The 13,736-nt window shown below is 71.0% G+C and carries 14 protein-coding genes and 1 tRNA gene; 4 read left to right on the forward strand and 11 right to left on the reverse strand.

Translation table 11 applies throughout. The features are described 5' to 3' along the window. Positions 1–34: 34 nt before the first annotated feature. The 3 genes from ACQEVI_RS18625 to ACQEVI_RS18635 all read right to left on the reverse strand — a co-directional run bounded on the left by ACQEVI_RS18625 (position 35) and on the right by ACQEVI_RS18635 (position 2,482). Positions 35–1,336 (reverse strand): serpin family protein, encoded by a 1,302-nt coding sequence (locus tag ACQEVI_RS18625; RefSeq protein ID WP_432901484.1) that lies wholly within the window; start codon positions 1,334–1,336, stop codon positions 35–37. 100 nt (positions 1,337–1,436) lie between these two features. Then, complete coding sequence (locus ACQEVI_RS18630) at positions 1,437–1,823, reverse strand: hypothetical protein (RefSeq protein WP_432901486.1); 387 nt, start codon at positions 1,821–1,823, stop codon at positions 1,437–1,439. A 29-nt stretch (positions 1,824–1,852) separates the two neighbouring features. Then, the gene (locus ACQEVI_RS18635; protein WP_432901488.1) at positions 1,853–2,482 is read right to left on the reverse strand and encodes a nucleotidyltransferase domain-containing protein; all 630 of its coding nucleotides are present in this window, start codon (positions 2,480–2,482) and stop codon (positions 1,853–1,855) included. A 111-nt stretch (positions 2,483–2,593) separates the two neighbouring features. On the opposite strand from ACQEVI_RS18635, the gene ACQEVI_RS18640 reads away from it, so the two are divergent. Then, positions 2,594–5,077 (forward strand): Tex family protein, encoded by a 2,484-nt coding sequence (locus ACQEVI_RS18640; RefSeq protein WP_432901490.1) that lies wholly within the window; start codon positions 2,594–2,596, stop codon positions 5,075–5,077. Between the two features lie 49 nt (positions 5,078–5,126). Next, positions 5,127–6,698 carry a dihydrolipoyl dehydrogenase family protein gene (locus tag ACQEVI_RS18645; RefSeq protein WP_432901492.1) on the forward strand — a complete coding sequence of 524 codons (1,572 nt, stop codon included), beginning with the start codon at positions 5,127–5,129 and terminating at the stop codon, positions 6,696–6,698. 71 nt (positions 6,699–6,769) lie between these two features. Here ACQEVI_RS18645 and ACQEVI_RS18650 read toward each other — a convergent pair whose 3' ends face one another. From ACQEVI_RS18650 to ACQEVI_RS18660, 3 genes are all read right to left on the reverse strand, one after another. Beyond that, the gene (locus tag ACQEVI_RS18650; RefSeq protein WP_432901494.1) at positions 6,770–7,804 is read right to left on the reverse strand and encodes a glycine betaine ABC transporter substrate-binding protein; all 1,035 of its coding nucleotides are present in this window, start codon (positions 7,802–7,804) and stop codon (positions 6,770–6,772) included. Between the two features lie 145 nt (positions 7,805–7,949). Next, on the reverse strand, positions 7,950–8,633 hold the full coding sequence (locus tag ACQEVI_RS18655; protein ID WP_432901496.1) for an ABC transporter permease: 684 nt from the start codon (positions 8,631–8,633) through the stop codon (positions 7,950–7,952). After that, positions 8,630–9,289 (reverse strand): ABC transporter permease, encoded by a 660-nt coding sequence (locus ACQEVI_RS18660; RefSeq protein WP_432901498.1) that lies wholly within the window; start codon positions 9,287–9,289, stop codon positions 8,630–8,632. Before ACQEVI_RS18660 ends, ACQEVI_RS18655 begins: the two co-directional genes overlap by 4 nt. 41 nt (positions 9,290–9,330) lie before the next feature. Between ACQEVI_RS18660 and ACQEVI_RS18665 the strand changes: the two genes are divergently transcribed. Next, positions 9,331–10,401, forward strand: coding sequence for an ABC transporter ATP-binding protein (locus ACQEVI_RS18665; protein WP_432901500.1), 1,071 nt, complete (start codon positions 9,331–9,333; stop codon positions 10,399–10,401). A 67-nt stretch (positions 10,402–10,468) separates the two neighbouring features. After that, on the forward strand, positions 10,469–11,365 hold the full coding sequence (locus ACQEVI_RS18670) for an ATP-grasp domain-containing protein (RefSeq protein ID WP_432901502.1): 897 nt from the start codon (positions 10,469–10,471) through the stop codon (positions 11,363–11,365). 47 nt (positions 11,366–11,412) lie between these two features. On the opposite strand, the gene ACQEVI_RS18675 is transcribed toward ACQEVI_RS18670, so the two are convergent. The 5 genes from ACQEVI_RS18675 to ACQEVI_RS18695 all read right to left on the reverse strand — a co-directional run bounded on the left by ACQEVI_RS18675 (position 11,413) and on the right by ACQEVI_RS18695 (position 13,680). After that, complete coding sequence (locus tag ACQEVI_RS18675; protein WP_432901504.1) at positions 11,413–11,979, reverse strand: DUF7010 family protein; 567 nt, start codon at positions 11,977–11,979, stop codon at positions 11,413–11,415. Positions 11,980–12,096: 117 nt separating this feature from the next. Then, a tRNA-His gene (locus ACQEVI_RS18680) sits at positions 12,097–12,172 on the reverse strand. Positions 12,173–12,244: 72 nt separating this feature from the next. Next, positions 12,245–12,880 (reverse strand): oligoribonuclease, encoded by a 636-nt coding sequence (gene orn, locus ACQEVI_RS18685; RefSeq protein WP_432901506.1) that lies wholly within the window; start codon positions 12,878–12,880, stop codon positions 12,245–12,247. A gap of 156 nt (positions 12,881–13,036) precedes the next feature. After that, the gene (locus ACQEVI_RS18690; RefSeq protein WP_432901508.1) at positions 13,037–13,186 is read right to left on the reverse strand and encodes a hypothetical protein; all 150 of its coding nucleotides are present in this window, start codon (positions 13,184–13,186) and stop codon (positions 13,037–13,039) included. 314 nt (positions 13,187–13,500) lie between these two features. Further along, positions 13,501–13,680, reverse strand: a complete 180-nt coding sequence (locus tag ACQEVI_RS18695; RefSeq protein ID WP_432901510.1) for a hypothetical protein — start codon at positions 13,678–13,680, stop codon at positions 13,501–13,503. Positions 13,681–13,736 lie beyond the last annotated feature (56 nt).

The following is a 13,736-nucleotide window of genomic DNA, read 5'->3' on the forward strand; positions in this document are numbered from 1 at the left end:
CACGCTACTGGCGGTCGGATGCCCCGGTCAATGGTCAGTGCTGCGGGCTGCGCACCGCCGCGAGGAAGAGGGGAAGCTTCGTCTCGGTGTGGGCGATCCGCAGCAGATAGGGGCGGTCGACGTGCATCGTGACCGCTGGATCGGTGGGCGCGGCGCCGCTCACCTCCATGGCGATCTCGGTGACGGCGGCCGCGACGGTGCCTGCCTCGTCGAGGCTCAGGTAAGCCTGCTGCAGCACCTGGCTCACCTCCAGCGGCTCGGTCGTGCTGATGCCGGACAGGTCCGCTCCGTCGTACAGACCGGCCAGGCCCGCCTCCTCCAGCGCCGGACCGAGGTCCAGGATCGGTGGCTCGAGCTCCAGGGTCGGCATGGCGAGCTCGACCAGCCGCGGGCCCTCGGCGCCGAGGGCCTCCTGGAGGGTGTCCAGCGTCTCGGGCATGATCTCCGCCGGGTCGGTACCCGCCGGCGGCAGCAGCACGTCTGCGTGGAACGCGTCGACGTAAGGGAGCCGGACGGCAGCCCACCCGTCGTGGGTCGCATAGGCCCAGCTCTCGGTGCCGTGCAGCATCTCGGTGGGCGCCGTGCCGTCGGGTCCGGTGAAGTCCTCGTCCCTCGTCGTGGACTCCTGGAACGGGGTCTCCCAGCCCGCGGCGAGGAGTATCGCGTTCTGCAGCACCAGGCGCAGCAACGGGTCGGGCTCGATCGCGGACTTCTCGATCAGGCCGCCGGTGTGCTCGTTCACCCAGGCGTCCAGGACCTTCTTGCCCTCGTCGCTCGCCAGGTCGGTGCGCTGGACGCCGGCGTCGAACGAGGCTGCCAGCGCGTCCAGGTAGGGCTGCTCGACGGTGAGGCCGTCGTCCAGCACCGCCTGGTTCGCCAGGTGCAGGACAGGCTCGTCGGGGAGCTCGTCGCCCTGCACGACGGCGGGGTCGCCGTCGTGCTCGGCGAGCACGCCCTGGAGTGCGTTGTAGGCGGAGGTGCGATCCTCGCCGGTCGCGCCGAGCGCGGCGTCCAGGGACGCAGCGGTCTCACCGCGCGCGCCCTCGGCGAGCAGCGCCAGGGCGAAGGTCAGGGACGCCGGGGAGACCAGGGTGTTCGCGTCCGGCTCGGTGGTCGCGCGCAGGGCGAGCAGGCCGAGCTGCTCGGTCGCGGCGACGGCATCGGCGCTCGCGGGAGCGTCGGCGGGCGTGATGACCAGGCGGTCCGCGTCCGAGCGCTCCAGGCCCTCGTCCGGGGCCGGCCCGCCGCATGCGGTCAGGGCGAGGACGGCAGCGACTGCCGCAGCGGCGGCCGTCGTGCGGCGGGTGAGGTGGGCGGTTCGACGGCGACGCTGCACGGGTTTCTCCTGGTAGGTCACGACCCGTTTGTGTTACGACACGCACCAGACTTGCGGCGATCTCACGTCCACGTTCATGCGGGCTGGTTCGCGGTGGTGTTCAGTTCCCTCGGCCGACGTAGCCCTCCATGGAGTCCACGAGGGACCGGGCATGCTTGACCATGTAGGAGCTCTGCTGCGGGCTGAGGAACGAAGCGCCGTAGTGGGCTGCAGACTTCTCATCGAGAACCTTGCGCAGGCGCACGGCCAACTCTCTCCCGTTGGGATCGACCGTTGCCAGGAGGTCCGCGGCACGCGAGTGATCCTGGTCCCTGGCGCACTCCTGAAGAGACGCCCCACAGATCGCGTCTGATGCCGCAATCGCTGCCAGGACAGCGAGGCCTCCCGCGACGTGACGTTCAGCGGGGTCTTCACCCATGACCAGCTCCGCTACCTCCTGGTACTTCCGCGCCGTGGAGGCTCGTACCGCGACGTCGCCGCGAGTCATCGAACGAGTGCGGGGCTGGTGCTTCGGGCTCATCTGGTTCCTTGGAGATAGGTACGTACGTCGGGTCCGTGCAGTTGTTCGCAGTCGTCCCGGAATGACTGGACGATGGGATCGTCCGTCTCGACTGCGTGGCGAAGGCGATCCGGGTCGGTGAGATATACCTGGACCCATTGGCCGATTCGTGGCTCCAGCCCGCGCAGATCATCGGCGACGCCCTGCGCGGGCTCGGAGTAGGAGTCGGGCGCGATGACCAGCAGGTCGACGTCGGAATCGAGGCGTGCATCGCCCCGCGCGACAGAGCCGAACAGGGCGACCGAGACGGTCCCCGGAGCGGTCGGAAAGTGGTTTGTGACGATCTCCTGGACGATCGTCCGGAAGCTCTGTGTGGGATGCAGCGCACGGAACGCACCGTCGACAGCCGGGAACAGCAGATGCTCGCGGTTCAGCGAGTAGAGGATGGCTCGCCCGGCTTGGCGGGACCGGACGATGCCGAACTCGACCAGCCGTTCCAGTGCACGACGGACGCCCTGATCCGAGCCAGTGTTGGCCAGGCGATGCACCTGGGCTCCGGTCATGCTAGATGTCGTTCTCCAGAGCACGCGTAGGACGACAGGCTCGAGTGATGACCCGAAGACGTGTTCGGGATGGTCCCAGTCCATCGCGCTTCCCACAATCCTTCTGATATCAGAACTATTGTTCGCTCATCAGAAGGATAGTTCTGATTCGGCCGGTGTGCATACCGAGCGAGAGGCTGGGTATGACACGCGCGGATGGAGGCGACAAGTGTCAGTGGCTCCGGGCACAATCTGTCCCGACCTTCTACAAGTGAGGTAAGGGATCAAGTGGCAAGCATCAATCGGCGGATCGCCGAGGAGCTGGGTGTTCGGGAGGGGCAGGTGGCCGCGGCGGTCGACCTGCTCGACGGCGGCGCGACGGTGCCGTTCATCGCCCGCTACCGCAAGGAGGTCACCGGCACGCTCGACGATGCGCAGCTGCGCACGCTCGAGGAGCGGCTGCGGTACCTGCGCGAGCTGGAGGAGCGGCGCGCGGCGATCCTGTCGTCGGTGGAGGAGCAGGGCAAGCTCACGGACGAGCTGCGCGCCCAGATCCTCTCGGCGGAGACCAAGTCGCGCCTCGAGGACATCTACCTCCCCTTCAAGCCGAAGCGACGCACCAAGGCGCAGATCGCGCGGGAGGCCGGCCTGGAGCCGCTCGCCCTCGCGCTGCTCGGCGACCCGTCGCTCGACCCGACGACGGCTGCCGGCCCCTACGTCGACGCCGACAAGGGCATCGCGGACACCGCGGCGGCGCTCGACGGCGCCCGCTCGATCCTCGTGGAGCGCATGGGCGAGGACGCCGACCTGATCGGCACGCTGCGGGAGCGGCTCTGGAAGCGCGGCCGCATGCTGTCCACCGTCCGCGACGGTGCGCAGGAGAAGGGCGCGAAGTTCTCGGACTACTTCGACTTCGCCGAGTCGCTGTCCAGCCTGCCGTCGCACCGGGTGCTCGCCCTCTTCCGGGGCGAGAAGGAGGACGTGCTGGACCTGACGATCGAGCCGGAGGAGGGCATCGAGGCAGGCGTACCGACGTCCTACGAGGCGACCATCGCGCACCAGTTCGACATCGCGAACCAGGGCCGCCCGGGCGATCGCTGGCTCGCCGACACCGTGCGCTGGGCCTGGCGCACCAAGATCCTCGTGCACCTCGGCATCGACGTGCGGCTACGGCTGCGTTCCGAGGCGGAGGACGAGGCGGTCCGCGTCTTCGCGGCCAACCTCCGTGACCTGATGCTCGCCGCGCCGGCAGGTACGCGCGCCACGATGGGCCTCGACCCGGGCCTGCGCACGGGCGTCAAGGTCGCCGTCGTCGACGCGACGGGCAAGGTCGTCGAGCACGCGACCATCTACCCGCACGCGCCGGCGAACCGCTGGGACGAGTCGCTCGCGAAGCTCGCCACCCTGGCCAAGAAGCACGACGTCGACCTCGTGGCGATCGGCAACGGGACGGCCTCGCGCGAGACCGAGCGCCTGGCCGCCGACCTCATGAAGAAGGCGCCGGAGCTCGGGCTGACCAAGGCCATCGTCTCGGAGGCGGGGGCGTCCGTGTACTCGGCGTCCGCCTACGCGAGTGCGGAGCTGCCCGACCTCGACGTGTCCATCCGGGGTGCGGTGTCGATCGCGCGCCGCCTCCAGGACCCGCTCGCCGAGCTCGTGAAGATCGACCCCAAGTCGATCGGCGTCGGCCAGTACCAGCACGACATCACCGAGACCAAGCTCTCGCGGTCGCTGGACGCGGTGGTCGAGGACTGTGTGAACGGTGTGGGCGTCGACCTCAACACCGCGTCGGTGCCACTGCTGTCGCGTGTCTCCGGCATCACCTCGACGCTCGCGGAGAACATCGTCGCCCACCGGGACGCCAACGGCCCGTACGCGTCGCGTGCTGCGCTCAAGAAGGTTCCGCGGCTGGGTCCCAAGGCGTTCGAGCAGTGCGCGGGCTTCCTCAAGGTCTCGGGCGGCGACGAACCGCTGGACGCGTCGTCGGTGCACCCCGAGGCGTACCCGCTGGCGCGGCGCATCGTGACGTCGGTGGGCGCTGACGTGAAGGCCCTCATCGGCAACGGGAGCGCGCTGCGCACGCTCAAGCCCACCGACTTCGTCGACGAGACATTCGGTCTGCCGACGGTCACCGACATCTTCGCCGAGCTGGAGAAGCCCGGCCGGGACCCGCGCCCCGCATTCGTCACGGCGTCCTTCGCGGACGGTGTCGAGAAGCTCGGCGACCTGGTGCCCGGCATGGTCCTGGAGGGCCAGGTCACCAACGTCGCGGCGTTCGGCGCGTTCGTGGACGTCGGCGTGCACCAGGACGGCCTCGTGCACGTCTCGGCGATGTCGAAGAACTTCGTGAGCGACCCGCGCGAGGTCGTGAAGTCGGGCGACATCGTCAAGGTCAAGGTCATGGACGTCGACCTGCCGCGCAAGCGGATCGCCCTCTCGTTGCGCCTGGACGACGAGATCGGTGTGACCGGCGGCCGCACCTCCGGTGGCTCTCGCTCCGGCGGAGAGGGTTCGGGCGGGCAGGGCTCCGGTGGCCAGGGCGGCGGTCAGCGCGGCGGGCGTCCCGGTGGCGGCGAGGGTCGCGGCCGGAACGGGCGAGGGCAGGGCGGTCCGGGCCAGGGCGGGCAAGGTGGCCGCGGGCGTCCCGCGCCCGCCGACACCGCGATGGCGGACGCGCTGCGCAAGGCCGGGCTGGCCTGACGCGTCGAGCCCTCTGGCGGTCGGGGCGCCAGCGGGCCACGATGGCCGCATGAGTGTTTCTGAGGAGCTGTTCGACGTCGTAGTGATCGGTGGTGGCCCGGTCGGTGAGAACGCCGCCGACCGGGCCTCGCGCACCGGCCTGTCCGTTGCCCTGGTCGAGTCCGAGCTGGTGGGCGGTGAGTGCTCGTACTGGGCCTGTATGCCGTCCAAGGTGCTGCTGCGGGCGGGCGCGGTGCGTGCCCTGGCCAAGGAGACTCCCGGCCTACGGGATCCGGGCGCGCCAGACGTAGCTGCCGTCTTCGCCCGGCGCGACGAGATCACGAGCAACTGGGACGACTCCGGGCAGGTCTCCTGGGTCGAGAGCGCGGGTCTGTCCCTGGTGCGCGGGCACGGGCGGCTGGCCGGGGAGCGGCTCGTCGAGGTCACGGTGCCCGCGGGCTCGGACAGCGGGGCGCAGGGCGGGGCGGACGGCGGCCTCGGGGAGGCGGAGACGGGAGAGGCTCCGGCGAAGCGGCTCCTGCGCGCCCGGCATGCGGTGATCGTCGCGACCGGCAGCGTCCCCGTCCTGCCCGGCACGCCCGGGCTGGCGGAGGCCGCGCCCTGGTCGAGCCGCGAGGCGACGGCGTCGGACACGATCCCCGAGTCGCTGGTGGTCGTCGGCGGCGGGGTGGTCGGCGTCGAGATGGCCAACGCGTACGCGGACCTCGGCGCGCGGGTGACGCTGCTGTCGCGCGGCGGGCTGCTGTCCTCCGCGGAGCCGTTCGCCGGCGAGATGGTCGCGGAGTCGCTGACCGCACTGGGTGTGGACGTCCGTACCGGCGCGGAGGTGGCCTCGGTCGAGCGCCCCGGCGTCGGCGCCGAGGACGGCGCCCCCGGCCCGGTGACCGTCACCCTTGCCGACGGCGGCACGATCACCGCCGCCGAGATCCTCGTGGCCACCGGCCGGGTGCCGCGGACCGCCGACCTGGGTATCGAGAGCGTGGGCCTGGCCGAGTCCGGGCTCGGCCGTGGCGGCGCCCTCGTCGTCGACGAGTCGTTGCAGGTCACCGGCGTGCCGGGCGGCTGGCTGTACGCCTGCGGCGACGTGACCGGCCGCGCGCCGACCACCCATCAGGGCAAGTACCAGGCGCGGATCGTCGGTGACGTGGTGGCCGCGCGGTACGGCACGGAGGCGGGGGACCGGTCGCCGACGAGCGGTGACCCGGAGCCCGCCGTCGGGCAGGAGGGCAAGGCCTGGTCGCGGTATGCCGCGACCGCCGACCACGGCGCGCGCGTCCAGGTCGTGTTCACGCGGCCGCAGGTCTCGTGGGTGGGCCCGACCGAACGTGAGGCGCGCGCGGCGGGGATCCCGGTGGAGGCCGTGTCGTACGACCTGGCCTGGGTGGCCGGCGCGAGCGTGGAGTCGCCCGGCTACAAGGGGCGTGCCCAGGTGCTCGTCGACACGCAGCGGCGGGTCCTGGTGGGCGCCACCTTCGTGGGGCCCGACGCCGGGGAGATGCTCCACGCCGCGACGATCGCCGTCGTCGGCGAGGTGCCGCTCGACCGCCTCTGGCACGCGGTCCCGGCCTACCCGACGGTCAGCGAGGTCTGGCTCCGCTTCCTGGAGTCCTACGGCCTGTAAAGCAGTTGAGTGCTGGATCTTCGCCCTGAAACGACGATCAGGAGGGCGAAGATCCAGCACTCAACGGGTGGTCATGCGTTCGGGGTCAGGGAGCCGTCCGAGCTGAAGACGAGACCCAGCGTGACCTTGCCCTGCTGGAGCGCCGCCTTGGTCAGCGGGCCGCCGGCGTCGAGCGAGCTGAACTCCGCGAACTCCAGACCGTAGGTCTCCTCGAGGCCCGGCTGGCAGAACGGGCGCTCCGTGCACTCCGGCGGGCCGCCGAGCACGAGGCCGCCACAGGCCTCGGCGAGCTCGCTGAGCGACGTGACGCCGTGCTCGTCCGCGAAGGCCTTGGTCACGGCGAACGCGTTCTGGTCCTGCGCGGGGGAGGGCTGGCCGAACACGAGGCCGATCTCCTCGCCGAGCCCGGTGAGCGCCTCGACGGTCGCGTCCAGGTCGCTGCCGGCCACCGCCTCTGCTTCGGCCCCGTTGACGTCCTTGTTGATGAACTCCGTGAGCGTGCCCACGTACTCGGGGATGATCTGGACCTGCTCGCCGTCCTCGAGCGCGGGAAGGTAGGTCTCACGGTTGCCGATGGTGGTGACCTCGGCCTCGTACCCGGCGGCGTTCAGCACCGTCGCGTAGATGGTGCCGAGCGTGGCGCTCTCCGCGAAGTCGGCGGCGCCGATGACGATCTTGCCGCTGCCGCTCTGCTCCGGGGCGTCGAGGCCGGCGTCGGCCACGAACTCCTCCGCGACCTCCTTGGAGGTGCGGCGGTCGACGTCCACAGCCTTGTTCAGGCCGATGAGCGTGTCGGTGTCGAGCGCTGCCGAGACCGAGTCGAGGAGCGGCACGAGGGTGTCGTCACCCTCCACGGCGGCCCCGTTGATCGCCGGGATGATGTTGTCCACGGTCTGCAGCTGCTTGTCGTCGTCGAGCACCACCAGCTCGTCGCCGGGGACCGCTTCGCAGGCCGCGACGCTGGTGCCGCCCGTCGAGGTGCTGCTGCCGCCGCTCCCTCCGGCGGATCCCGGCTCGCCGCAGGCGGTGAGGAAGGTGAGGCTGACGACGGCGACCGCCGCGCCGAGCGCCCGGGGCAGGGACAGATGCGTACGGGGGAACTTCATCGATGTCTCCGAACGTGGGTGACGTACAACTGTTCTACGGCTTCGATCGATCCCATTCGACCCCGGCCGGCCGACTATGGCAAGGGATAAACGCGCTCGTGAGAATGTCGTTACATCGGCCGGTTTCGTCTCAGCGGGCCCGGGTCTAGCGCGCGCTCGAGCGCAGCGGGGCCGGCGTGGCCAGACGCTGCCCGATCGCCAGCACCAGGTCGATCGCGAGGCAGAGCACCGCCACGATGACGCCGCCCGCGAGCACCTCGCCGTACCGCTGGGTGCCCATACCGAGCGCGATGATCTGGCCCAGACCACCGCCGCCGACGAGCGCCGCGAGCGGGATGGTGGCGACCACCTGCACGATGGTCGTGCGCAGCCCGGCGGCGACGAGGGTGGTGGCGAGCGGTAGCTCGACCTGCAGCAGGATGCGCCCGTCGCTCATGCCCATGCCGCGCGCCGCGTCGCGGGCGTCCGGATCGGCGCCGCGTACGCCCTCGTAGGTGTTGACCAGCAGCACGGGCACCGCGAAGAACGCCGCGGCGATGACGGCCGCGGAGTTGCCGAACAGCCCGCCCGCGGCGAGCAGCAGGATGATGCCGAGCGTCGGCATCGCCCGGGAGGCGTTGGTGAGCCAGACGACGAGACCCGCTCCCCGCCCGCTGTGCCCCAGCCAGGCACCGACCGGGATCGCGACCGCGGACGCCACGGCGACGGCGATGGCGGTCATCGCCAGGTGCTCCCCGGTCAGGTCGAGCACCCCGCCGGGCTCGGTCCAGGTCAGGGGGTCGTTGAGCCACACGAGGGCTTCGTCGACGACGCCGGTGGGGGCACTCATGAGGTCCTCCTGCGCAGCCAGGGGGTCAGGGCTCTGCCGGCCGCCCACAGGGCGAGGTCCAGCACGAGAGCGAGCAGGATCGTAGCCAGCGTGGCGGTCATGATCTCGGCCCGGTAGGAGTTGTTGCGGAAGCCCTGGAACATGATCTGCCCCAGCCCGCCGTACCCGACCACGACACCGACGGTCACCAGCGCGACGCTGGACACCGTGGCCAGCCGCAGACCGGCGATGATGCTCGGCAGCGCGCTCGGCATGGCCACCTGGACGAGCAGCCTGCCGGACCCGTAGCCCAGGCCCCGCGCGGCGTCGAGGACGGCGGGGTCCACGGTGGCGAGGCCGGCGACCGTGTTGCGCAGGATGATGAGCAGCGCGTAGACCACCAGGCCCACCAGGACGGGCGGGCGGCCGATCCCGAGCACGGGCGCCAGGATCGCGAACAGCGCGAGGGACGGCACCGTGTACATGACGGCCGCCGTGCCGACGACCGGCCCGGACAGCCAGCGGAACCGCGAGACCAGCACCCCCAACGGGATGGCGATGGCCGCGGAGATCGCGACGGCCTCGATGGTCAGACCCGCGTGCTCGACCGTGCGTTGCCAGAGGATGGGCGCGTTGTCGATCACGTAGGACCAGGAGAACCAGGGGTTGCCGGGCATGCCTCCGAACCTACCGCCTGCGACCCGGTAGGTTCTCAGGCATGGCTGCCCGAACCGTGATCGAGCTGGATTCCGTCCGCAAGGCGTACGGGGACGGCACCGTCGCCGTCGAAGGACTGAGCCTCGCCGTGCGCGAGCACGAGGTGCTCGCGCTGGTCGGCCCGTCCGGCTGCGGCAAGTCCACCACGCTGCGCATGGTGAACCGCCTGGTGGAGCCGACGTCGGGCAGGATCCTGCTCGACGGCGAGGACGTCACCACCACAGACCCCGTGGCGCTGCGCCGCCGCATCGGCTACGTGATCCAGAACGTCGGGCTGTTCCCGCACCGCACGGTCGAGGCGAACATCGCCACGGTGCCGGGGCTGCTGGGCTGGGACCGCAGGCGCACACGGGCGCGCGTGTCCGAGCTGCTCGACCTGGTGGGCCTGCCCGCCGCGACCTACGCCAAGCGGTACCCGCACGAGCTGTCCGGCGGCGAGCGGCAGCGGATCGGCGTGGCCCGCGCACTGGCCACCGACCCGCCCGTGCTGCTGATGGACGAGCCCTTCGGCGCCGTCGACCCGGAGTTCCGGCGGCACCTGCAGGCTGAGTTCCAGCGCATCCAGCGCGAGACCGGGACCACCGTGATCCTCGTGACCCACGACATCGACGAGGCCGCGCGGCTCGGCGACCGGATCGCCGTGCTGTCCCGCGGCGGCAAGCTCGAACAGGTCGCGAGCCCGCTCGCGGTGCTGGCCCACCCGGCGTCCGACCGGGTGCGGGACTTCACCGGCGAGGGCGCCGCCTCCCGCATGCTCGCGCTCGCGAGCGTGCAGACCGCCGACCTGGAGGGCGCGGAGCGGATCGTCCAGCCCGCGCCGGAGCCCGTACGGCTCGGCGCGCGCCTGACCGACGCGTTCGAGGCGGTGGCGGCCCTGCCGGGTTCGGCGATGGGCAGGGTGCCGGTCGTGGGGGAGTCGGGCGACGTCGTCGGCTCGCTCACCGCCGACGGGATCCTCGGCGCGCTGCGCCGGGCCGCGGACGCAGCCGGAGCCGAGCCGGGCGTCCAGGATGCCTCGGAACCCGCCGCCGACGTCTCCGAGGACGTGCCCGGCCGCGAGCCCGCAGTGTGACCGACGCCGCTCCGCCCGTGGCGGTCGGCGCGGGACCCGGCCTGACCCGTCCCGATAGTCTCGGGGCGTGACCAACGCCCGCGTAGCCCTCGCGACCTGTTCCCAGCTGCCCGACCTCGACACGGACGACGTGCCGCTGATCGCCGCCCTGGCGCAGCGCGGCGTGACCGCCGAACCCGCCGTGTGGGACGACCCCGCCGTGGACTGGACCTCCTACGACCTCGTGCTGGTCCGCTCCACCTGGGACTACTCGCCGCGCCACGACGAGTTCCTCGCGTGGGCGCGCTCGCTGCCCAAGGTGGCCAACTCCGTCGACGTCATCGAGTGGAACACCGACAAGCGCTACCTCCGGGTGCTGGAGGACGCCGGGATCCCCGTGATCCCCACGATCTGGCTCGACCCCGCCCGGCATCTGTCCAAGCGCGCCGTGCACACCCGCATGCCCGCGTTCGGCGACTTCGTGGTCAAGCCCGTCGTCAGCGCCGGCGCCAAGAACACCGGTCGCTACCAGCCCGTGTCCGCGCAGTCCCGCGCCAAGGCCATCGCGCACGCCGTCCGCCTGCTCGACGACGGCCGCTGGGTGATGATCCAGCCCTACGTCACCTCGGTCGACACCGCCGGCGAGACGTGCCTGATCTTCATCGACGGCGAGCTCACCCACGCCGTCCGCAAGAACGCGCTGCTCACCGGCCCCGCCGAGGACACCAGCGAGCTCTACGCGGAGGAGGAGAAGGAAGCGTTCGAGGCCACGCCCGCACAGATCGACGTGGCGCGGCGGGCACTCGCCGTGGCCCGGGAGGCCACCGGCGCGGAGTTCACCTATGCGCGCGTCGACCTGGTCTCCGGCGACGACGGCGTCCCGATGGTGATCGAGCTGGAGCTCACCGAGCCGTCGCTCTGGATGAAGTACGGAGCGGGCGTCGAGGGCAGGCTCGCCGACGCCGTGGTGAAGCTGCTGGGCTGAGTGCCTGCGGGCGCCGCGGCCGCGGCCGCGCTGACCGGTCGGTACGGCTAGCCGACGACCAGGTGAAGGGTCAGGAAGAGCAGCGCTGTCGACAGCAGGATGCCACCGGTCAGGAAGCTGACCCGGGCGGGTGTCGCCTGCCGCTCAGGCTCGGCCGCCGCGAACATCACCGTGGCCGTGCCCAGGGAGATCAGGACGGCCATCACGATGTAGACCGGTGTCTGGTACAGCCAGGAGTACAGCACGAAGTGCATCGACGTGATCGCCGCGAAGGCGAAGGGCACGAGGGCGTACCGGTGCTTGACGACCAGGTAGACCAGGAACGGCAGCCCGAGGAGCTGCGAGGTCCCGACAAGCACCGAGAGCTGCGTGATCTCGTCGGGCACCGGACGCTCCGCACCGATCGCTCCGATCAGCGCGGACAGACCGAGAGCCGCCGGCAGGGCGACCATGCCCTGGAAGAGGGTGGCAAAGGCGGCCGTACGTGCTGACGCCCTGAGCCAGACGACGCCACAGGCCACCCAGGTGACGCCGTAGGCGGCCAGGAAGGCCAGTCCGGACAGGTTCTGCTCGGCAAGGAGCTTGAGCGACTCGACGAGTTCCACGACCACCATGCTCGCACCGGGCCGCAACCTATTTCGGGGTGTCAGGTGTGTCGGCGCCGAACGAGAACGAGGTTCGATCCTTCGACCGAGAAATTTCTCGGTCGAAGGATCGAACCTCGTTCGTCCTGGGGTGAGCGACGGGACTTGAACCCGCGGCCCTCGCGACCACAACGCGATGCTCTACCAGCTGAGCTACGCCCACCATGCCCGCCGATCCTGGACCGGCGACCGTCGAAAAGCATACATGGTCGGCAGCCCTGGACCGAACTGAAAACTATCGCGCGAGCGGCTTCGTGACGGACGTCTCGGCGATGCGCTGTGCCGCGGCGCGCGCGGTCGCCGTGTCAGGGCCCGGGTGGGCGGGGAACAGGACCTCGCGGTAGTAGCGCAGCTCGTCGATCGACTCGAGGATGTCGGCGAGCGCACGGTGCCCGCCGTCCTTCTTCGGTGACGCGAAGTAGACGCGCGGGTACCAGCGGCGGGCCAGCTCCTTGATCGACGACACGTCGACGATCCGGTAGTGCAGGTGCTCCACGAGCTCAGGCATGTGCAGGTCGAGGAAGGTCTTGTCCGTGCCGACCGAGTTGCCGGCCAGCGGCGCCTTGCGTGGCTCCGGTACCCACTCGCGGACGTAGGCCAGGATCTGCGCCTGCGCCTCCTCGAGGGTCAACCCCTCGTCCAGCTCGTCGAGCAGGCCGGACGTGGTGTGCATGGTGCGCACGAAGTCGTTCATCTGCGCCAGTGCCTCGGCCGGAGGCTTGACGAGGACATCGACACCGGTGCCCAGGACGTTGAGGTCGGAGTCGGTGACGATCGCGGCGACCTCGACGAGCGCGTCAGCACGCAGGTCCAGGCCGGTCATCTCGCAGTCGATCCAGACGATGCGCTCGTTGGGGTTGGGAAGGCTCACGCCGCTCAGCCTATTGCGTCCGGAGCGGCGGAGTTACGCGGTGTGCGCTCAAGGGGGACAGTCCGGGCAAACAGAAGGCCCTCCCGCAGGCCGACCGAGTGGTCGTCCGAGGAAGGGCCGGAATGTTCGGCGACGGCGCCCGAGCGCCGGAACCGGTCAGATCAGGCGGAATCGCTTGGTGCGCTTGGCGGTGCGACGCTCGGGACGCTCGCGGAGCGCGCGCTCCTGGGCTCCGGAGACCTCCGCGCGGCGGGCGATCTCGGCGACCTGTGCGCGGCCGATGTAGTACGCGGTCTGGGCATGCATGAGTCCGGTCCTTCCAGGGGTGGGGAGAGGTCGACGGTGCGGTGGGGCGTACCGGCCGGGTCGCGGCTCGGCGCCTCGCAGTGTTTCCGTCGTGTTACATCATCCCTCATCACGGAAATGCCGCGCAAGCCGGACGGGGGTGACGTGCAGCACCCTTCCGCAGGTCAGGGCGCTGCACAGGCGCGTGGAGGGTCGCGACGGGAGCGATCAGCGGTCGTGCAACGCCGAAGCAGAGCGGGTGCCGTGCACGCGCTCTGCTTCGGGGTGTGGAGGGGCGCCGGGTGCGGGGTGGAACCCGGCCGGCGCCACGGGGGTCATGCCGACCGCACGCGCAGGGCGGGAACCCGTGCGCGGCTGTTGGTGCTGCGTGCGGCGCGGGCCTCGGCCTTGCGTCGCTTCTGCTCCAGACGGAGCGTTCGTGAACGCCGATTCTCGTCGGCGTCGCGGAGGCGGTCCCGGTGAAGGATGAGCGCCAGGTCGTACTCGGTATGCACGTGAGTGCCTTTCGTGACGCTGGATGTGCCGGTCTCCCGACATGGGTCTGGCCGGA

The organism is Promicromonospora sp. CA-289599, from assembly GCF_050936155.1.
GTDB lineage: Bacteria > Actinomycetota > Actinomycetes > Actinomycetales > Cellulomonadaceae > Promicromonospora.

Coding starts and splice junctions, on each gene's coding strand:
- ACQEVI_RS18660 (WP_432901498.1), bottom strand. CDS start 9,289: ATGCCCGGCAACCCCTGGTTCTCCTGGTCCTACGTGATCGACAACGCG.
- ACQEVI_RS18630 (WP_432901486.1), bottom strand. CDS start 1,823: ATGACTCGCGGCGACGTCGCGGTACGAGCCTCCACGGCGCGGAAGTAC.
- ACQEVI_RS18675 (WP_432901504.1), bottom strand. CDS start 11,979: ATGGTGGTCGTGGAACTCGTCGAGTCGCTCAAGCTCCTTGCCGAGCAG.
- ACQEVI_RS18640 (WP_432901490.1), top strand. CDS start 2,594: ATGGAGGCGACAAGTGTCAGTGGCTCCGGGCACAATCTGTCCCGACCT.
- ACQEVI_RS18645 (WP_432901492.1), top strand. CDS start 5,127: ATGAGTGTTTCTGAGGAGCTGTTCGACGTCGTAGTGATCGGTGGTGGC.
- ACQEVI_RS18690 (WP_432901508.1), bottom strand. CDS start 13,186: ATGCATGCCCAGACCGCGTACTACATCGGCCGCGCACAGGTCGCCGAG.
- ACQEVI_RS18650 (WP_432901494.1), bottom strand. CDS start 7,804: ATGAAGTTCCCCCGTACGCATCTGTCCCTGCCCCGGGCGCTCGGCGCG.
- ACQEVI_RS18635 (WP_432901488.1), bottom strand. CDS start 2,482: ATGGACTGGGACCATCCCGAACACGTCTTCGGGTCATCACTCGAGCCT.
- ACQEVI_RS18665 (WP_432901500.1), top strand. CDS start 9,331: ATGGCTGCCCGAACCGTGATCGAGCTGGATTCCGTCCGCAAGGCGTAC.
- ACQEVI_RS18655 (WP_432901496.1), bottom strand. CDS start 8,633: ATGAGTGCCCCCACCGGCGTCGTCGACGAAGCCCTCGTGTGGCTCAAC.